Origin of the sequence: Planktothrix agardhii (assembly GCF_904830935.1) — a bacterium.
Taxonomy (GTDB): Bacteria; Cyanobacteriota; Cyanobacteriia; order Cyanobacteriales; family Microcoleaceae; genus Planktothrix; species Planktothrix agardhii.
The window spans coordinates 1,973,846-1,992,473 of the sequence record NZ_LR882952.1 but is presented as its reverse complement, the minus strand read 5'-3'; the positions used below and the strand labels follow the sequence as shown (position 1 = coordinate 1,992,473).

Here is an 18,628-nt window from a genome sequence, read left to right as displayed (position 1 = left end):
ATCATGACATCTTTTAAACCGAACTCCCATAACTCTATTCAAGGGGTTAATTGGCCGATTTCTCAACTTCCGGGGTTGAATTCGGACAATCAAACCCGATTAAACAATTATGGCATTAAAACCACCAATCAACTGTTAAAACAAGGCAAAACTCCCGCCGAAAAAATGATTTTAGCCAATTTGCTCCAGATTAATATTAGAGATATTAACAAATGGATTGCCATGGCGGACTTAGCGAGGATTCCTGGGGTTGGTTGTGAATATTGTGGACTTTTGCTTCATGCGGGAGTGAGTTCAGTTCACCATTTAACTAAGTTATCCGTCCATCGTTTACATCAACAAATCCTCCGTTTTTATGTGGTTAATTTACAGCGTCGAGATTTATGTCCGTCCGTTGATCAAATTCAACAATGGGTGCAACAAGCTAGATTTTTATAGGTTTTTTTTATTCTTTTGCTAATACTCCATTTAGGAAAATATCAGCCAATCCTTCCGCCATTTCTTTCATTTCTTGGGGGGAAGCATTGGGTTCTAGGAGGGTATTATAACTAAATCCTGCAATTGCAAACATTCCTAGAAATACTTGAGCAATAATTTTAGGATTCATCGGACGATATACTCCTTTTTGGATGGCAGTTTCAAAAAAAGCCTCGGTTACATCAATCATTTTATTAATAATTTCTGATTGAAGGCGATCGCGTAATTCAGGATGAACTTGAGCTTCTAAAAAACAAATTCTCATCATATCTGCATTTTCATGGAGATTTATCATCCGTCGATATAACAATTGTGCCATGGATTTATAGTTACTAATAGAGCTCAATTCTGTTAGTAAATCCGTTAAAATTTCCGCCCATCCCTGAATCACAATGGCAATCAAAATCGCTTTTTTATTAGCAAAATGTCGAAACAAAGTAGCTTCGGCGACCCCGGCGGCTGTCGCTAAATCACGAGTAGTGGTACTATCATAGCCTTTGCGGGCAAATAACCCCCGGGCTGCCAGTAGAATCTGGTTTTCTAATTCCAATGCTGTAGGGGAATGGAGATGCGACATAACCTTTTTATCTTATGTGGCTCTGGTTTGAGCCTATCATTCGTTGGGGAAGACCGAGCGGAAACGATATAACTCTTAATGCTTTGATATTTTTACGGTTAAAATTCTGATTTTGTGATATTTTAAGATAGATTAGACCTTAGTTGCTTCTCGAATTTTTGTCAAGTTATACCGCTAAAAACCTATGTTTTGGGATTATTTTTTCCGAGGGAAACAAAGAACTCACAAACTATCCTTAATGGGGAAACGTTTGTCCGTTGCGCTGTTAAGTCTATGTTTATTTTGGGTCATGGGATTTCAAGCCGTTTGGGCCGATGAAATTGCCCCTTCAAATTCTTCAATTCAACCGTATTTAAAACGAGTGAAGCGAGAAATTACAGAATTTACCCTCGATAATGGCATGAGATTTATTGTCTTAGAAAGACATCGAGCGCCCGTGGTTTCTTTTTTAATTTATGCCGATGTTGGAGGAGTGAATGAACCCCAAGGACAAACGGGAGTCGCCCATTATTTAGAACATTTAGCCTTTAAAGGAACTCAACGTATTGGCACAACAAATTATCAAGCTGAACAACCTCTTTTAGAAAAGCAAGATCAAATTTTTGCCCAAATTAAACAAGCTAAAGCCGAGGGAAATCAGGAAAAACTAAAACAATTAATCATTGATTTAGAAACAGTAAGTCGCGAAGCTGATCAATATGTCAAGCAAAATGAGTTTGGTAGAATTTTAGAACAAGCTGGAGGTGTGGGACTGAATGCAACAACCTCCGCCGATGCTACCTCTTATTTTTATAGCCTTCCTGCTAACAAATTAGAACTATGGATGTCCTTAGAATCCGAGCGATTTTTAGAACCCGTATTTCGAGAATTTTATAAAGAAAAACAAGTCATTTTAGAAGAGCGTCGCTTGCGGACAGAAAATTCTCCCATTGGTCAAATGATCGAGGCATTTTCCGCCACAGCATTCAAAGCACATCCCTACCGTCGTCCGGTGATTGGTTATGTACAAGACTTAGAAAATTTGACTCGTGAAAATGTTCAAAATTTCTTTGAAACCTACTATGTTCCTAATAATTTAACCGTAGCAATTGTCGGCGATGTTGACCCCACCGAAGTCAAACGTTTAGCGGAAATTTACTTTGGTCGTTATCCCGCCAGACCGAAACCCCCTGAATTAAATATTGTTGAACCGCCTCAAACCGAAACCAGGGAAGTGACTTTAACCTTAAAAACTCAACCTTGGTATTTAGAAGGTTATCCCAGTCCGGCGGCAAATCATCCTGATTCTGTGATTTATGATATGATTTCTAGTCTTCTGAGTGATGGTAGAACTTCTCGTTTGTATAAATCCTTAGTTGAAGAACAACAAATTGCTTTAACTGCTCAAGGATCAAGTGGATATCCTGGTAATAAATACGCCAATTTAATGTTATTTTATGCTATGCCAGCACCCGGTCATACCGTGGATGAAGTGGCGGTATCCCTACGCAAAGAAATTGAACGACTGAAAACAGAATTGGTGTCTGAAACCGAATTAGATCGGGTGAAAACTCAAGCTAAAGCTAGTTTATTAAGATCCTTAGATTCTAATATGGGCATGGCATTTGCTTTAGTTGGATATGAAGTCAAAACCGGATCTTGGATAAACTTATTTGAGGAATTAGAAAAAATTGATGCCATTACTCCCCAAGATATTCAACGGGTGGCTCAAGAGGTATTTCTTCCGCAAAAACGCACCATTGGCCGCCTATTATCCGACGAATAAACTTTAACTACACCTGATTTTATCCTGACTCATTCTATTCTGATTAACCTTTCGATTCACTATGTTGACTTTGAAAACCCTAAACTTGAAAAAATCCATACTTTTTTGGATTGGATTGTTGCTAACGACCTTCTTTTTTACCGCGTTTAGCCATATTCCGGCGATCGCTTCCACGCCCAAACATTACACCGATTTAACTTTTCCTCCCTTACCCACCATTGAACTTCCTGATTATGAACGCTATCAATTAGACAATGGAATCATAGTTTATTTAGTCGAAGATCATGAACTTCCCTTAGTAGGAGGAAGTGCGTTATTTCGCACCGGAGATCGATTTGAACCTGCGGATAAAGTTGGTTTAGCAAGTATTACCGCAGAGGTGATGCGGAATGGGGGAACTCGTCAAAATTCTGGCGATGAATTGAATCAATTATTAGAACAAAAAGCCGCCTCCGTTGAAGTCGGGATTTCTACAACTTCTGGTAGTGTTGGATTTTCAGGATTAACAGAAGATTTAGACTTAGTGTTTGGATTGTTTACGGATGTCATTCGTAATCCTCTGTTTCCTCAAGATCAATTAGACTTAGCAAAAACTCAAGCAAAAGGCGGAATTGCGCGTCGGAATGATAACCCCGGAGACATTGCTTCTCGGGAGTTTGTTAAGCTGATTTATGGTGTAGATAGTCCCTACGCCCGCATCACAGAATATTCCACCTTGAAAAATATCAGCCGCGAGAGTTTGGTTGATTTTTATGAAAAATATTTTCATCCTGAAACTATGATTTTGGGAATTGTAGGGGATTTTGATCGAGCAAAAATGAAGGCTTTAATTGAGCAAAAATTAGGAGATTGGAAACCAAGTCAAAAAGCAGTTATTCCCCCCCTTCCTGCGGTTTCTCAAGCCAATTTAGGTGGTATTTTCTTTGTCGATCAACCCCAATTAACTCAAAGTTATGTGGAAATGGGTCATTTAGGCGGGTTATTCAGTGATCCCGATTATCCCAAATTGGCGGTTATGAATGGGGTATTAAATGAGTTCGGTGGACGGTTATTTAATAATCTGCGATCGCGCCAAGGTTTAGCCTATTCTGTTTATGGCTATTGGGGTGCAAGTTATGATTATCCAGGGGTTTTTAATGCTGGAGGACAAACTCGTTCTGAAACAACAGTTCCATTAATTCAAGGGTTAAAAAATGAAATTGAACGGTTAAAAAAAGAACCCATTAAGTCGGAAGAATTAACCTATGCAAAGGAATCTACCTTAAATTCTTTTATCTTTAAGTTTGAAGATCCGGCTCAAACTTTATCCCGTTTAATGCAGTATGAATATTATGGTTATCCCAAGGATTTTATCTTTGATTATCAACGTCAAGTCCAAGCAACAACCATCGAAGATGTTCAACAAGTCGCTAAACAATATCTTAATTTCGACAAGTTAGTCATCTTAGTTGTCGGAAATAAAGCGTTAATTAATCCGGCTTTAAGTAGTTTAGATAACCAATCAAAAGTCACTACAATTGATGTGACGATTCCTGGGAGTTAATGTTAATATAAGGGTGGGTTTTACCCACCTTAATATCCTATAGATTAAAACCTGGACTTTCTTTCATCTAAAAGTCATCTTTTTGTCAATAGAATTGAGGGATCTGTCCAATCTTCAATAACTAAACCATGAATTAAGGAAAAATCTTTTTTATCAGCAGTTACCATAATACTATTTACAGAAAGAGCAATTGCAGCGATTCGCAAATCTCTTTGAAACCCTTTGCTGTGAAGCTATTTTCTGTTAAGTTCCCTATTTTCATTAATTAATTTTTCATAAATCTTGGAAGCCTTTTCATCAAAATTAAGTATCCTTACTGCTTTGAAGAAGTCTAAAGTTATCGAGAGTTTAGTGTACAGTCTCACTAAATTTTTAGATTCTGAAGGCTTATTAATTTTAACAATCCATCCATTAAAAATTTCCTGAACTGTAACAACCGTAATAGCTATGTCGTTAAGTGAAACTTGAGTTACCCTAGAATTAATTGTATTGTTTCCTCCAAGGAATTCAGAAACTTGATTCGTATCCAGTACCCAAATGGTCATTAGTTGTGTTATCCCAAATTGTTATATAGTTAAGCTATGGTTTCACGATTATCAATATCAATATTAACAGTATTAACAGTTCCATTGATAATTTCATCATAATAACCAATTCTTTCCTCATAAATCATATCATCATAAAAATCATGATTATCAGGATCATTATCATATCGTTCAATTAGAATACTTTTAGCAATCTCAGCAAAGTCAGAATCATCCTGAAAAACACCCGCAAATTTCAACCAAGGGTTTTCTGATTGTTGAGTAGATACTTCTTCAATTTCAAAAGGAATAATTTCTAGTTTATCATAATAAGTATACAACAATGTTTTTAGATTTTCTAGGGCTTCTTCCTGCGTTGAAGCTTCAACGCGCAAGTTAGGAAGTTCTATAAAAGATGCGCGTATTTGCGTTGCATTTGAACGATCAAGCAAAATATGAAATTTCACAGGAAGCGACGGGGATAATTTCCGAGAGGAAAGATTAAGAGTCATGGCATTTTTATTGAGCAGTTTTTAGTTTAATTATAGCATTCTTCTGTCACTTTGGGATAATTAAGCAAATTTTCAAGATTATTTCACCTGTTGCCTCTTGCTATAAGTACCTAAACAAAATTAAATCGCTACAAAACCCTCGATGTTTTGGAATATCATATCTGAGTAATCTATAATAATCAATTTTCAAGAGTTCAGAGAATGTCTAATCTCATCACTCTCGGTCAGATTGCCCAGATTTTAGCGATTAATTACCCATTTTACCGTAATTCCACGGATTCTACAACCGTAATCGGGATCACAACCGATACCCGCAGTATTAAACCTGGAGAGGTGTTTTTAGCGCTACAGGGGGAACACTTTGATGGCCATAACTTTGTGGAACAGGCGATTAACCAGGGGGCCATTGCTGCGATTGTCACTAAGGATTTTGCCCAAAATCACCCGAATTTGCCCCTTTTCCCGGTTCCCAACCCCTTAAAAGCCTATCAACAGATTGCCCGATGGTGGCGGGATCAATTTCAGATTCCGATTATCGGGGTAACAGGGTCGGTGGGGAAAACCACAACTAAGGAATTAATTGCCGCCTTACTCGGGACTCAAGGCAAGGTTTTGAAAACCCAAGCTAACTATAACAATGAAATTGGGGTTCCCAAAACCCTCTTACAACTCACCGCCGATCATGATTTTGCCGTAATAGAAATGGCTATGCGTGGAGCCGGACAAATTGCCGAATTAACCCAAACTGCTCGACCGACAATTGGGGTAATTACCAATGTGGGAACGTCTCATATTGGACTGTTGGGTTCAGAAGATGCGATCGCTCGGGCCAAGTGTGAACTATTAGCAGAAATGCCAAAAACCAGTTTAGCAGTATTAAATCATCAAGAACGTTTGATCAATACCGCCGCTAAAGTTTGGTCAGGTAATACAATTACCTATGGGTTAAAAGAGGGAGATCTGCGAGGAGAATTAATCGACGCCCAAACCTTGCGAGTCGAAGGAATAGATTTACCCTTACCCTTACCTGGGGAGCATAACGCCTCTAATTTCCTAGCCGCATTAGCCGTATTTAGGGGAATTTATGGGGCGCAAACCTCATACAAGCCTTTTCAGCAACCAATAGCGGTACAGTTACCCGATGGCCGGGCAAAACGCTATCAGTGGGGGGAAGATTTAGTGATCCTCGATGAAACCTATAATGCCGGGTTGGAATCAATGTTAGCAGCCTTGCGGTTATTGGCCCAAACCCCAGGGAAACGCCATATTGCCGTATTAGGGACGATGAAAGAGTTAGGAGAGCGATCGCTAGAATTCCATGAACAAGTGGGGCGCACCGTGCGGGAACTGAATTTGGACGGATTATTGATTTTGGCAGAGTTTGAGGCCGCCAATGCCTTAGCAAAGGGGGCTGGCGGTGTTCCGTTAGTGTCAATAGTTGATGTACAGACCTCCGATGCTCATGCTCAAATGGTACAACAGTTAAAAGCCTTGATCCAGCCCGGGGATCGGATTTTATTTAAAGCCTCCCATTCGGTGCAACTAAATCGGGTTGTAGAATTATTGGGATCGGATTTTCAATAGAATCAAATCGCTCAAACGTGATCACTGATCAGTGATAACCTAAAAGATGGCAATATTAAATTCTTCTAAACGTTTCCGAGACGATTTCGGAATCAACTTGTATTAACCAATAAGCAAACCCATGGTCAGCACCGCAGAAAAAACAAATGTAGGCCACGTCACTCAAATCATTGGCCCGGTTGTAGATATCAAATTTCCGAGCGGTCACTTGCCGGAAATCTACAATGCAGTAAAAATTAGTGGCAAAAACGAAGTTGGTCAAGATATTTCTATTGTTTGCGAAGTCCAACAACTTCTAGGCGACGGCCAAATTCGCTCCGTATCCATGAGTACCACCGATGGCTTAGTCCGGGGGATGGAAGTTGTTGATACGGGCGCTCCGATTAGTGTTCCCGTTGGCCCAGCGACCCTAGGACGGATTTTTAACGTTATCGGTGAAACCGTCGATAATTTAGGCCCGGTGCAAACCGAAGAAACTTCTTCCATTCACCGTCCCGCCCCAGCTTTTACTCAGTTAGAAACAAAACCCTCTGTGTTTGAAACGGGGATTAAAGTGGTAGACCTGTTAGCCCCCTATCGTCGGGGCGGTAAAATTGGTCTGTTCGGTGGAGCCGGAGTCGGCAAAACCGTTATTATTATGGAACTGATTAACAACATCGCTAAGGCGCACGGGGGAGTTTCCGTGTTCGGCGGTGTGGGCGAACGTACCCGGGAAGGGAACGATCTTTACAATGAAATGATCGAGTCTGGGGTTATCAACACCAAAGACTTAACTCAATCGAAAGTGGCTCTGGTTTATGGCCAGATGAACGAACCCCCCGGAGCTAGAATGCGGGTGGGTCTGTCGGCTTTGACGATGGCTGAATATTTCCGCGATATCAGCAAACAAGACGTGCTCCTGTTTATTGATAATATCTTCCGGTTCGTGCAAGCGGGTTCGGAAGTGTCCGCTCTGTTAGGTCGGATGCCTTCTGCTGTGGGATATCAGCCCACCCTAGGGACAGAAATGGGTGAATTGCAAGAACGGATTACTTCTACTAAAGAAGGCTCTATTACTTCGATTCAAGCGGTGTATGTGCCTGCGGATGACTTAACTGACCCCGCTCCAGCCACCACCTTTGCTCACTTAGATGCGACCACCGTATTATCACGGGGTTTGGCTTCTAAAGGTATCTATCCTGCGGTTGATCCCCTGGATTCCACTTCGACGATGTTACAGCCGTCGATTGTCGGTAGCGAACACTATAACACCGCCCGGGCTGTGCAATCCACCCTGCAACGGTATAAAGAATTACAAGACATCATCGCCATTTTAGGTTTAGATGAATTGTCTGAAGAAGATCGGATGACTGTGGCTCGCGCTCGGAAAATTGAGAAATTCCTATCTCAGCCTTTCTTCGTGGCGGAAGTGTTCACAGGTTCTCCGGGTCAATATGTCACCCTGGAAAAAACCATTAAAGGGTTCAATATGATTATGGCTGGAGAACTCGATGACCTGCCAGAACAAGCTTTTTACATGGTGGGCGACATTGACCAAGTGATTGCTAAAGCCGAAAAACTCAAAGGCTAAGTTTCACCCGTTGTTGGGCTTTAGCCCTCTTACCAAAGCCCAACAACAATAATTTTTGATCTCGATAATATTTTATTACCTCTTGACAAATGACATTAACTGTGCGTGTAATCGCTCCAGATCGGACGGTCTGGGATGAAAATGCTGATGAGGTGATTCTTCCGAGTACAACCGGCCAAGTAGGTATTCTGACGGGTCACGCTCCCCTATTGACAGCTTTAGATACCGGGGTGCTGCGGGTTCGGTCTAAAAATAAATGGACTCCTATCGCCTTGATGGGTGGGTTTGCTGAAGTTGAAGCCAATGAAGTCACCATCTTGGTGAATGGTGCTGAACGGGGTGATACTATTAATTTAGAAGCTGCCCGTACCGCCTATACCAAGGCTCAAGCTGATTTAGAAGCGGCTGAAACTGGTGATTCTAAAAAAGCCAAAATTAAAGCGACAAAAGCTATTAAAAGAGCCAGAGCGCGGTTACAAGCGGCTGGTGGTGTTATCGAATAACAAACAAGAAACCGGGTTTCTGTAACAGAAAGCTCAATTAAGAAACCCGGTTTCCGAGCCGTGCCAGGTATGGTCAAAAAACCTTTTTAAAAGCGTCCCCTCCACACTTTTATAGCAATTTTTCTAAATTGTATAAAGATGAGTATGCGTTTTTTACAGGACAGATAATGATTCTTCTTTTAAAGTTGCAGAATTTTTTTGTTGATTTCTAAACTCGGCTAATAAATCAAAGAAATTTTTAAAAGCGTCGGCTTCATCACTAGAATACAATAAAATAATTCTAGCCCAAGATGCGGAAGTATTGACCCCAAATTTAGTTTGTAACCAGGGCTGAAATTGTGCAAATTCCATTTCTTGTTCGCTTTCAGGAAGTTCCATAGCTTCACAGGCGTATTGATGACCACACAAAAACATCAATAAATTATTAATATTAGGACTTCCAATATACATTCCTGGTTTTTGTTTAATTTTTTCGAGTAAGTCGTAGAGGTTGGTCATCTTTTTTTCTCCAGAAATATTACAGTTAAAACTTCTCAATTTCTTCTATTATAAACTTTCCGCTTGGACAGTCAAAATCGGCAACCCATTGTTCTCTAGTTAACCCGAAAGTAGATAGGTTATCAAAGACTTTACCTCTTGCTTCAATACCATAGTGCGTTCCATTTTGGGTAATTGATGTTTGACCATTATCCCAACGCTTACTAACAATAAATAATCCCCGACCTACGAGTTTTATTTTCAGATGGATACCATTAATTTGATTCGCCTTTAACCAGTTTTTGATAGCAGCAGCGCACTCCGCACATTCTAACAATTTGTATCTTTGGATAATTTTAGCAATTTGTTGATATATTTGTTCATCGGTAAATTGGAAATTATTGGACATTATTGGGAATTAAGAACATAGATACCAAGTTAGGATTGAAATTAGTCTTAATAGAAACATCCTCTGGATCTGAATATCGAGAAAATAATTCGTTTAAAGCTTCTTCTCCCGATATTTCGCCTTGACTAATAAATCTTTCAATCTCGACAGATCCATCATTCAAAAATTCAACTTCCCAACGCTCCCCAGGAAGCGCAACACTCACCATAATCGCCTCATCCCGATGATGAGCTAGAGAATAGCTAATTTCTTGTTGATCTAAATTTTGTAAGAAACCAAGAAACCGATCAAAAATATCATTTTTCATTTATCAAACCTCCGATCACTTAATAATTTGCGAACAACTTTAAAACCCGGAGAGTTTTCAGCAACTCCTTTTTCTATTTCTTCCCATGTCATCTCACTAAATTCTTCCCAGCTAGGCGATCCTTGTGGAAGTTGTGCTTGTTTGATACTGCCTTTTTTTAGTTTTAAAATGTCACATACTTTTTGGCCAGAGAACTTATGTACGATTGTTTCACCTCCTTTTCTTTTCCTTTAACTTAATTATATCGAACAGGCATCACCCACGCCTCCTAAAAACCGGGTTTCTGCGTTAACCTTTGTTACTAACAGAAAGCTCAATTAAGAAACCCGGTTTCTGAACCCCCTAACAGGTAATGAAATGCTGAAATAACCAAAACTGGGTCAAACAGACCCCCATAAACTCGACTTGACAAAGGGCTGAAATTGTTATAGATTAAAGCTTACAGTTCTTGACGCGAGACAAGAACGTCAAGGAAAAATAATCACGCAAGGCAAAAAAATGCGGACGGACGGGGAGGTGGCCAACCGGAGCCTGCAACGTATAGGTCGAGTTGAAGTAGCTCATCGAACTGCCATTCTTTCTCCATCCGACGCGATAGCCCAGCTTACATTCTGTCTCATAGTCTACCTTACCCCCAACTTCGAGCCAAATCTTCTTCTGGACACTGAAGCCAAAGCGACCGTTACTGTATTTTACCCATAACTGATCAATAGTTTGTAAATCCTCACAGGGGAAGTTATTAATCGAGTCTACATCCACCCATCCTTTCTGTGTTCTTCCTGCGACTTCTAACATTTTTTTAGCCGTTTCTTTGTCAGCTTCTTCCCAGTTTCCGGCTTTCAAAAGTTGTTCTAATTGATCATAATTAACACCTTTAGCTGACTTTAATTCTATATTTGGTTGGGGAGTCTGAACAGGTTGGGGTTGAATATCGTTACACTCTACAGTCTCGACGCGACAGAAGATACCCACCCTATCCTCCCACATCCCCGCCAACCAACCCACCAATTCGGGATTAATTAACGGGAGGTGGCCCTCTGGTGCTGTCTGATTGAATTTTAGATTATTGTAGTACAACCAGCTACCTCCTACACGCCAACCCACCTGATCACCAAACGCTTCCCAGACTTTACTATCATAACTCCGGGTTCCTCCCAGACTTTGATAGATGCGCTTCTGTACCGAAAAGCCGAAGCGTTCATTGCTATATTTTACCCAAAGTTGGTCAATGGTGCGTAAATCCTCACAGGGAAATTTATTAATATCTTCAACCCTTAAATATCCCTCCTTTGTTCTTCCGGCGACTTCATACATTTTATTAGCCGTTTCTTGGTCAGCTTCTTTCCAACTTCCGGCTTTTAAAAGTTGTTCTAATTGACGATAATTAACGCCTTTAGCTGACTTTAATTCTATATTGGGTTGGGGAGTCCTAGCAGGTTGGGGTTGAATATCTAATAATTTCAAAAACTCCGCCATCGTTTGAGGACGTTGTTCCGGTTCTAACCCCAAGCCTTTCAAAATAGCATTATTAATTTTATCACTAATTTTAACAATTTCATTAGGTGGAATTAAGGCTTGATTTTTCAACTTGCGAGTTAAAGCCTGGGTTGGTAATTGTCCCGTAATGGCATAATATAAAGAAGCAGCTAAACAATAAACATCAACCGTCGGTTTCCCACTGCCTTCTAGGAATTGTTCATAGGGGGCAAAGTTTAAATTAGCCGGATGTTTAGAACTCATCACTTTGGGCATAATTTCCGCAGCTAGTCCAAAATCAATTAACACCGCCGAGGTATTATTTCTTAACATAATATTCCCCGGATGAGCGTCTCGGTGAATAATTCCAGCGTTATGAACCATCACCAAAGCATCAGCAATTTGACGAATAATATTAACCGCGTCTGCTTCCGATAACCGACCTTTTGTTTGCACAAATTCCCATAAACTCTGCCCCACAATTAAATCCATCACTAAGCAGTGAAGCCCATTTTCTTCAAATAAATCACTAACTCGGACAATATGGGGATGGGAATTTTGGCCAAGTTTAGCTAAGGTTTGACCTTCTTGAATAAAGCGTTGAACATATTTAGGATATTCGGGGTCATTTTGTAGACCCGCATTGGGGGTTTTCAGAACAACTTGATGATCTAATTGTAAATGTTTGGCTTTGTAAGTTATCCCAAAACCCCCTTGTCCCAGAATTGTTTCAATAATATAGGGACGTTGACGCAACTGGTAGCCCGGTGTCCATGACATAGAAGTTTAGAGGTGAGTCAATCTATATTATTGTAAGCGATCGCAGTTTGAAATGAACACCTAGAAACCGGGTTTCTGCCATCACCTTTACTATTAACAAAAAGATCAATTGAGAAACCAGATTTCTGAATCAACAATTATAGTCCCAATTCTGTTAATAATTCCTGCATCATTTCCCAGGTTAATCCCTGTTGAATATAATGGGGTTCGGTGGGATTATAAGGACTAGATAGACGATCAATTTCAAGGATTTTAGCTGTGTTAGGAATAATAGGAATATCAGGATCAAAAGCGGTGGGACGCATTAACGAACTAGAAAATCCTTTAAAAATCGCAATTTCATCAAATTCGCCATCAATTTCAATTTTAACAATTAAAACTTCTTGAGGGCGTTTAGTGGTATATTGTTCTAAGCGTTTCATGATTAAAATTCCTAATTAATTGAATTAAAAGAGGTTAAATAGGAAGATTTTTGCAAGGGAAAATTAATAGTAAAAATAGATCCTTTTCCCTAACCTTCATTTTCAGCTTTAACCGTTCCTTGCCGTAATGTCACTAACTGTTTGATAATCGCTTTAGTCTAAGCTACTGGACAAACAGAGTTTTGAACACCAGCACCACAACTACTCAGGGATATGTCAAAGCTTCCCACCATTATCGAAAAATTAGGTCTAAAATCTTTAACTTCGTAGTTAGGCTTTGTATTAGAATGTGGAGGCAGTTGCAAAAAAGCACCAAACCTAAATCGTGAGATTTAGGAATCGTCGCGCTTTTAGGGCGGTGAGGATGTCAATAAGGCAACTTTGAAAGATCGTACCGAATAAGGCGCAGTCATGACAATGCCACAGTTTGACAAAACCCATGTCTCTCCATCAGAACCCAATCAGGAAGTTTCGAGTCCTATCCTATCGGAAAATGCTTTAGAAACCCCGGTAGAGGAAACCGCCAAGACCGAGAAAAAAATCCCGTTGAAACTTCCGGCTTGGTTTTGGGGTTGGCCTTTTCTGTGGCTAATTGTCTTACTGGGGTTTGGGACGATGGGGACAGGGGCGTTGTTGTGGTTATTGACAATGCCACCCGTGCCAAACTGTGAGGATATTTCCTCCCTATCTCCCGATAGCGAACATTTGTATTGTGCTGATATGGCTACAAAGTCGGGCAAAATTGAACCCTTACGTCAAGCCTTTGCCCTGGTTGCTAGTTGGCCGGCTGACCATCCTCTCCAGGGACTGGCGCAGAAAAAAATGCAAGAGTGGTCACAGACTTTAATTACAATTGCAGAGAAGAAGATTGAAACCGGAAATTTAGAGGATGCCATAGCCATTGTTAATATTGTACCGAAAAATACCCCCGCTTATGAATCGGTGGCCGTCGCTATTGAGGGATGGAAAAATAATTGGGGTCAGGGGCAAAAAATTTATGACAAAGCCCAAGAAGCAATGAAGGCATTAGATTGGAGTAAAGCCTTTGAATATGCCCAGGCTTTATCCAAATTAAATAATAGTCATTGGAGTGAAAAACGGTTTAATGAAGTCATGGATCGTTTGAGCTTAGAGCGTCAAGGGAATCAACGTCTGAATGAAGCTAGGGAGTTGGCGAAGGAAAATACCCCGGAAAAGTTAGCCGAAGCGATCGCCTTAGCTAATCAAATTGATCAAAAACTTTATATTCAAGCGGGCGCAATTAAAGAAATTAAAAATTGGAGTCGATCTTTACTTGATTTAGCCACTAAACAATTAAAGGAAAAAAATATAGAGGGTTTAACAAAAATTGCGGGTTTAGTTCCTAACTATTCTCCTTTATATTCAGAAGCGCAAAATTTAATTTTAATGGCGGAAGTGAAAGCCCTCAGTTGGAATCAAGCCAGTAGCAAATCTATTTGGCAACAAATGGCGATTCTCTGGGAAGGACAAGCGACTCTGGATAAAATGGGGAATAATCAGCTTCCCTACGAAGAAGCAAAAGTTACTTCCACAGAAGTCTCAGGACAAATCCAAGATCTAATCAGTTTACAATTGGCAACGGCGGTGGCAAATATTGAACACCCTTTAGCCTTACAATTGGCGATTGATCAAGCTCAGATGATTACCCCCCAACAGCCTCGGCGGGTTCATGCTCAAACCTTAGTCGCCCATTGGCGTAAGGAAATTCAACGTCTTGAGGATCGGCCCTATCTGGCTTTAGCGCAACGGTTAGCCCAGACGGAAACCCCGGAAGGATATTCCCTGGCGGTACAACAAGCCCGTCAGGTGGCTTTGGGGCGTCCCTTGCGGGTGGAGGCTCAAACCTTAATTGCCGAATGGAACAAACGGATTGAGATTATTGAAGATCAGCCTGTCCTTAATGAAGCTTTAGCCTTGGCCAAGGCAGGCAATCTGAGTGCTGCAATTGACAAAGCCTCTAAAATTGGCAACCGTCGAGCGTTGTATAAGCAGGCACAGGATAAAGTTTTCGGTTGGGTGGCCACGGTTCAAACCGCCGAAGATCGGCCGATTTTGGATCGAGCTTATAATTTAGCGAAAAAGGGAAATCTGAGTGGGGCGATCGCCGAAGCTACTCAAATTCGATATGGTCGGGCATTATATTCTGAAGCTCAAGGGGCGGTGGCAGGTTGGGCGGCCGAAAGAGATGCGTCGCTTGCGATCCAACAAGCCCCCACCGAACCCGCCCGTCCCGTATATCAAGATTCCTACTCTAATGATTCGGGCTATTCTAACAATTCCGAACCCAGCTATTCCGAACCTAGCTACTCCAATGATTCGGGCTATTCTAACAATTCTGAACCTAGTTATTCCGAGCCTAGTTATTCTGAACCTAGTTATTCACAACCTAGCTATTCCGAACCCGCAGCACCTCCGACTCAGGAGATTGCACCCGCACCCGCACCGGAACCCGCACCGGAACCCGCACCGGAACCCGCCCCCAGTGGTGAAAATAATGCACCAGATCCTAATTTATTCTTGGAATAAGCTGTGGTCAGTCATCAGTCATCAGTCATCAGTCATCAGTCATCAGTTAATATAGCAATCCTAAATAGGTTGTAACATTTGACTGATGACTGATTACTAAGCCGCAATTAAACCACTATGAATTAATAAAGGTTTTGTACTTGGTTCCCGTCCTCGGAAGGCTTTAAATACTTCCATGGGATGCAAACTTCCCCCCAGAGCTAATACCGTATTTCGGAAGCGTTTCCCGGTTTCAGATACCGCATTTTCATTATCTAATCCTGCTTCTTCAAAGGCGGCAAAGGCATCAGCACTTAATACTTCTGCCCATTTATAACTATAATATCCAGCCGCATAACCCCCGGCAAAAATATGACCAAAGGCGCATAAAAACGCATCTTCAACTATAGGTTTTAAAACCATAGTATTCTCGGCAATCCGGTTACGAACATCGTTAATAGTTTCATTCCCTCCGGGTTGATAACGGTGATGTAATTCGATATCCAGCAAGGCAAAATGTAACTGTCTTAACATGGCTGTCCCACTCATGTAGGTTTTAGCCGCTAATAACTTTTGATAATAATGTTCGGGTAAAGTTTCTCCGGTTTGATAATGTTTTGCCATACCAAATAATGTGGCTTGATCATAACACCAATTTTCCATAAATTGGCTAGGCAATTCTACAGCATCCCATTCCACATTATTAATTCCCGCCGCCCCAGGATAGTCAACAATAGTTAACATATGTTGCAGGCCATGACCAAATTCATGAAATAAGGTTTCTACCTCTCCAAAGGTCATTAAACTAGGTTTATCATCCACCGGGGGCGTTTGATTACATTGTAAATAAGCAACAGGTAATCGGATTTTAGTTTCGCCATTTTCGACGAATTTAGCCCGGTTAATACAATCATCCATCCATGCCCCTCCTCGCTTTTCTACGGGGCGACTATAGGCATCTAAATAGAAAAATGCGATCGGATTTCCGCTTGAATTAGCTACTTGAAAATAACGGACTTCTGGATGCCAAATCGGGGCTTGACCATCGGCGGGAATAATCGTAATTCCAAAGATACGTTGAACTAATCCAAATAACCCATCTAACACTTGAGGTAAGGAAAAATAAGGCCGTAATTCTTCATCGGTAAAGGCAAATTTTTCTTCCCGTTGTCGTTCTGACCAAAAGCCAATATCCCAATGTTGTAAATTCTCGGCTTCCGTCGCTCCTTTTGACCGTGCAAAGGCTTTTAAATCTTGAAATTCCTGTTGAGTTGCTTGATAACTAACAAGGCGTAATTCTTCTAATAATGCTTCTACTGCTTCCACATTGGGAGCCATTTTACTCTTTAAACTCAGTTCGGCAAAACTATTGAAACCGAGAATATTGGCTTTCTGTTTTTTGAGTTCTAAAATTCTTTCAATTAAGGGAAAATTATTCCATTCCCCACTCGACGCCCGACTAATATAACCTCGATAAACTTGTTCCCGTAAGTCTCTCCTCTGACTATATTTTAAGAAAGGACTAAAACTAGGTAAATCTAAAGTAATTCGCCAGGGGCCGTTTTCGGCGGTGGCATTTTCTGACCCCGATGAACGGGCAGCTTGAGCAGCTAAACTGAGTAAACTTGGGGGTAATCCGGCGATTTCTTCCGGTGTTGTTAAGGTTAAACTAAAGGCTTTTGTTGCGTCTAAAACGTGATTAGAAAACTTAGTGGAAAGCTCGGCTAATTCTAACTGAATGGTATTAAAGCGATCGCGATCTTCTCCTTCTAATCCAACTCCAGATAATTCAGCATCTCGTAAAGCCGTATTCACAATTCGTTGTTGAGCCGAATCTAAATTATCCCATTCATCGCTATTTCTTAACTGTTTAAAAGCCTGATAAATTGCTTTACTTTGATTTAGTTTATTGATAAATTGAACAATATTAGGCTGAACCGTTGCATGGGCTGTTCTCAGTTCAGGGCTATTTTTAACACCCATTAAATGACCCACAATTCCCCAACTCCAGGTTAACCGTTCCTGTAGTTTTTCTAAAGGTTCAACTAAATCCTTCCAAGTGGGTTTTACATCAGTTTCTAACTGAATAAGATCCTGTTCTAATTCAGTTAACAGTTGGGTGATTCCAGGGACAACCTGATCGGGTGTAATCTGTTCAAAAGGGGGTAATCCCTGACCAATTAATAGCGGGTTTTCTGTGATTGTGGAACTCATACTTCTATTATTTTCAATTTAGGGGGTAAATTAGGGGTCGAGGGGGGCTTTACAACCTCCAACTCCCATAAGGTCTTGCACCTCACTATTGTATAGTAGAGAACAGGGAATAGGAAAGAAAAGAGTTCCCTATTAAGGTTTGAGCATTATTTATTTTAACGAATATTTTCTAAAGGAATATCCAAAAGGCCGTATTTATCCCATCCGGGGGCATCAAAATGCCACCATTCTGTAATTAAGGGAATAAATCCTTGTTTCTTCATTTTAACAGCAAGTAAGTCACTATTCCGACGAACTTGGGGAGAATTTCCGGGGTAAGCCCTGGCGGCTTTATCGGTAAAATCATCAAAGGCGGTTGGCATTTCTAATTCAGCCCCGGTGTGTAAATCAACTAAGGTTAAATCAACCGCAGCCCCTCGGTTATGGCGAGACCCTTTGGCGGGGTTAGCAACATAACGAGTATCGGGTAAAATTGCCCACATTTGACGAGTCACAGATAGGGGACGATAACAGTCATAGACTTTTAATCCTAACCCCATTTGTTCTAAATCCTGTTGAACTCTTGATAACCGTTGGGCAACATCAGAACGTAATAAACATCGGGGAACAGAATAGATTTTTTTCTTTAAAAAATTGTTGGTTGTGGCGTAGCGAATATCGTGACGAATATTCAGGTTAACGCTTTTAATATCAACTAATTTGTCTGTTTCTGGCACTTGGTTATAATCTTGAATTACTAGGGGAGGAGGGGAAGCAGGAGGAGAAGCAGGAGGGGCGTTTAAATTTTGAGCATGAACGGAATTACAGTTAATACCCAAAATTAGGAGTAAAAATAAGAATAATCGCATCAAGAGTTTAGAAAGCATAGGGTTAAAATGATGGTGATGTAATTAGTTAGAAACCGGGTTTCCGAAGGAAATATATTGATTTTATCCCAGAAGTTAGGAGAAGAAACCCGGTTT

At 40.7% G+C, this 18,628-nt stretch carries 17 protein-coding genes; 7 read left to right on the top strand and 10 right to left on the bottom strand.

Translation table 11 applies throughout. The features are described 5' to 3' along the window. Window positions 1-3 precede the first annotated feature (3 nt). Window positions 4-438 (top strand): DUF4332 domain-containing protein, encoded by a 435-nt coding sequence (locus tag NMG88_RS09210; RefSeq protein WP_026786127.1) that lies wholly within the window; start codon window positions 4-6, stop codon window positions 436-438. 7 nt (window positions 439-445) lie between these two features. Here NMG88_RS09210 and NMG88_RS09205 read toward each other — a convergent pair whose 3' ends face one another. Next, window positions 446-1,054: a TetR/AcrR family transcriptional regulator gene (locus NMG88_RS09205; protein WP_042155733.1), complete on the bottom strand. Its 609-nt coding sequence runs from the start codon at window positions 1,052-1,054 to the stop codon at window positions 446-448. A gap of 289 nt (window positions 1,055-1,343) precedes the next feature. On the opposite strand from NMG88_RS09205, the gene NMG88_RS09200 reads away from it, so the two are divergent. Further along, entirely contained in the window at window positions 1,344-2,819 is a 1,476-nt protein-coding gene (locus NMG88_RS09200) for a M16 family metallopeptidase (protein ID WP_227382266.1), read from the top strand. 61 nt (window positions 2,820-2,880) lie between these two features. Next, window positions 2,881-4,362, top strand: a complete 1,482-nt coding sequence (locus NMG88_RS09195) for a M16 family metallopeptidase (protein ID WP_227397996.1) — start codon at window positions 2,881-2,883, stop codon at window positions 4,360-4,362. Between the two features lie 233 nt (window positions 4,363-4,595). On the opposite strand, the gene NMG88_RS09190 is transcribed toward NMG88_RS09195, so the two are convergent. After that, on the bottom strand, window positions 4,596-4,907 hold the full coding sequence (locus NMG88_RS09190; RefSeq protein WP_227351072.1) for a PIN domain-containing protein: 312 nt from the start codon (window positions 4,905-4,907) through the stop codon (window positions 4,596-4,598). Window positions 4,908-4,936: 29 nt separating this feature from the next. Next, window positions 4,937-5,398 (bottom strand): hypothetical protein, encoded by a 462-nt coding sequence (locus NMG88_RS09185; RefSeq protein WP_227381298.1) that lies wholly within the window; start codon window positions 5,396-5,398, stop codon window positions 4,937-4,939. A gap of 201 nt (window positions 5,399-5,599) precedes the next feature. Between NMG88_RS09185 and NMG88_RS09180 the strand changes: the two genes are divergently transcribed. The 3 genes from NMG88_RS09180 to atpC all read left to right on the top strand — a co-directional run bounded on the left by NMG88_RS09180 (window position 5,600) and on the right by atpC (window position 9,055). Then, window positions 5,600-6,982 carry a UDP-N-acetylmuramoyl-tripeptide--D-alanyl-D-alanine ligase gene (locus NMG88_RS09180; protein ID WP_254033740.1) on the top strand — a complete coding sequence of 461 codons (1,383 nt, stop codon included), beginning with the start codon at window positions 5,600-5,602 and terminating at the stop codon, window positions 6,980-6,982. Between the two features lie 121 nt (window positions 6,983-7,103). Continuing rightward, complete coding sequence (atpD, locus tag NMG88_RS09175; protein WP_042155746.1) at window positions 7,104-8,552, top strand: F0F1 ATP synthase subunit beta; 1,449 nt, start codon at window positions 7,104-7,106, stop codon at window positions 8,550-8,552. Between the two features lie 89 nt (window positions 8,553-8,641). Then, a complete protein-coding gene (gene atpC / locus NMG88_RS09170) occupies window positions 8,642-9,055 on the top strand; it encodes an ATP synthase F1 subunit epsilon (RefSeq protein WP_026798043.1) in 414 nt (137 codons plus the stop codon). 153 nt (window positions 9,056-9,208) lie between these two features. Here atpC and NMG88_RS09165 read toward each other — a convergent pair whose 3' ends face one another. From NMG88_RS09165 to NMG88_RS09145, 5 genes are all read right to left on the bottom strand, one after another. Continuing rightward, a complete protein-coding gene (locus NMG88_RS09165) occupies window positions 9,209-9,553 on the bottom strand; it encodes a hypothetical protein (protein WP_235751866.1) in 345 nt (114 codons plus the stop codon). A 25-nt stretch (window positions 9,554-9,578) separates the two neighbouring features. Next, entirely contained in the window at window positions 9,579-9,941 is a 363-nt protein-coding gene (locus tag NMG88_RS09160) for a papain fold toxin domain-containing protein (RefSeq protein ID WP_026786136.1), read from the bottom strand. Continuing rightward, window positions 9,931-10,248: a hypothetical protein gene (locus NMG88_RS09155; RefSeq protein WP_235751868.1), complete on the bottom strand. Its 318-nt coding sequence runs from the start codon at window positions 10,246-10,248 to the stop codon at window positions 9,931-9,933. Before NMG88_RS09155 ends, NMG88_RS09160 begins: the two co-directional genes overlap by 11 nt. 432 nt (window positions 10,249-10,680) lie before the next feature. Then, the gene (locus NMG88_RS09150) at window positions 10,681-12,504 is read right to left on the bottom strand and encodes a serine/threonine-protein kinase (protein WP_254035354.1); all 1,824 of its coding nucleotides are present in this window, start codon (window positions 12,502-12,504) and stop codon (window positions 10,681-10,683) included. Window positions 12,505-12,641: 137 nt separating this feature from the next. Continuing rightward, entirely contained in the window at window positions 12,642-12,926 is a 285-nt protein-coding gene (locus NMG88_RS09145) for a DUF7734 family protein (protein ID WP_042155755.1), read from the bottom strand. Between the two features lie 417 nt (window positions 12,927-13,343). Between NMG88_RS09145 and NMG88_RS09140 the strand changes: the two genes are divergently transcribed. Then, the gene (locus tag NMG88_RS09140) at window positions 13,344-15,473 is read left to right on the top strand and encodes a hypothetical protein (protein WP_254035353.1); all 2,130 of its coding nucleotides are present in this window, start codon (window positions 13,344-13,346) and stop codon (window positions 15,471-15,473) included. Window positions 15,474-15,569: 96 nt separating this feature from the next. Here NMG88_RS09140 and NMG88_RS09135 read toward each other — a convergent pair whose 3' ends face one another. After that, entirely contained in the window at window positions 15,570-17,666 is a 2,097-nt protein-coding gene (locus NMG88_RS09135; RefSeq protein WP_227398000.1) for a M3 family metallopeptidase, read from the bottom strand. A gap of 155 nt (window positions 17,667-17,821) precedes the next feature. Next, complete coding sequence (locus tag NMG88_RS09130; protein WP_254035352.1) at window positions 17,822-18,532, bottom strand: M15 family metallopeptidase; 711 nt, start codon at window positions 18,530-18,532, stop codon at window positions 17,822-17,824. Window positions 18,533-18,628 lie beyond the last annotated feature (96 nt).

Coding starts and splice junctions, on each gene's coding strand:
- NMG88_RS09155 (WP_235751868.1), bottom strand. CDS start 10,248: ATGAAAAATGATATTTTTGATCGGTTTCTTGGTTTCTTACAAAATTTA.
- NMG88_RS09180 (WP_254033740.1), top strand. CDS start 5,600: ATGTCTAATCTCATCACTCTCGGTCAGATTGCCCAGATTTTAGCGATT.
- NMG88_RS09160 (WP_026786136.1), bottom strand. CDS start 9,941: ATGTCCAATAATTTCCAATTTACCGATGAACAAATATATCAACAAATT.
- NMG88_RS09135 (WP_227398000.1), bottom strand. CDS start 17,666: ATGAGTTCCACAATCACAGAAAACCCGCTATTAATTGGTCAGGGATTA.
- NMG88_RS09145 (WP_042155755.1), bottom strand. CDS start 12,926: ATGAAACGCTTAGAACAATATACCACTAAACGCCCTCAAGAAGTTTTA.
- atpC (WP_026798043.1), top strand. CDS start 8,642: ATGACATTAACTGTGCGTGTAATCGCTCCAGATCGGACGGTCTGGGAT.
- NMG88_RS09210 (WP_026786127.1), top strand. CDS start 4: ATGACATCTTTTAAACCGAACTCCCATAACTCTATTCAAGGGGTTAAT.
- NMG88_RS09195 (WP_227397996.1), top strand. CDS start 2,881: ATGTTGACTTTGAAAACCCTAAACTTGAAAAAATCCATACTTTTTTGG.
- NMG88_RS09190 (WP_227351072.1), bottom strand. CDS start 4,907: ATGACCATTTGGGTACTGGATACGAATCAAGTTTCTGAATTCCTTGGA.
- atpD (WP_042155746.1), top strand. CDS start 7,104: ATGGTCAGCACCGCAGAAAAAACAAATGTAGGCCACGTCACTCAAATC.
- NMG88_RS09205 (WP_042155733.1), bottom strand. CDS start 1,054: ATGTCGCATCTCCATTCCCCTACAGCATTGGAATTAGAAAACCAGATT.
- NMG88_RS09140 (WP_254035353.1), top strand. CDS start 13,344: ATGCCACAGTTTGACAAAACCCATGTCTCTCCATCAGAACCCAATCAG.
- NMG88_RS09150 (WP_254035354.1), bottom strand. CDS start 12,504: ATGTCATGGACACCGGGCTACCAGTTGCGTCAACGTCCCTATATTATT.
- NMG88_RS09200 (WP_227382266.1), top strand. CDS start 1,344: ATGGGATTTCAAGCCGTTTGGGCCGATGAAATTGCCCCTTCAAATTCT.
- NMG88_RS09185 (WP_227381298.1), bottom strand. CDS start 5,398: ATGACTCTTAATCTTTCCTCTCGGAAATTATCCCCGTCGCTTCCTGTG.
- NMG88_RS09165 (WP_235751866.1), bottom strand. CDS start 9,553: ATGACCAACCTCTACGACTTACTCGAAAAAATTAAACAAAAACCAGGA.
- NMG88_RS09130 (WP_254035352.1), bottom strand. CDS start 18,532: ATGCTTTCTAAACTCTTGATGCGATTATTCTTATTTTTACTCCTAATT.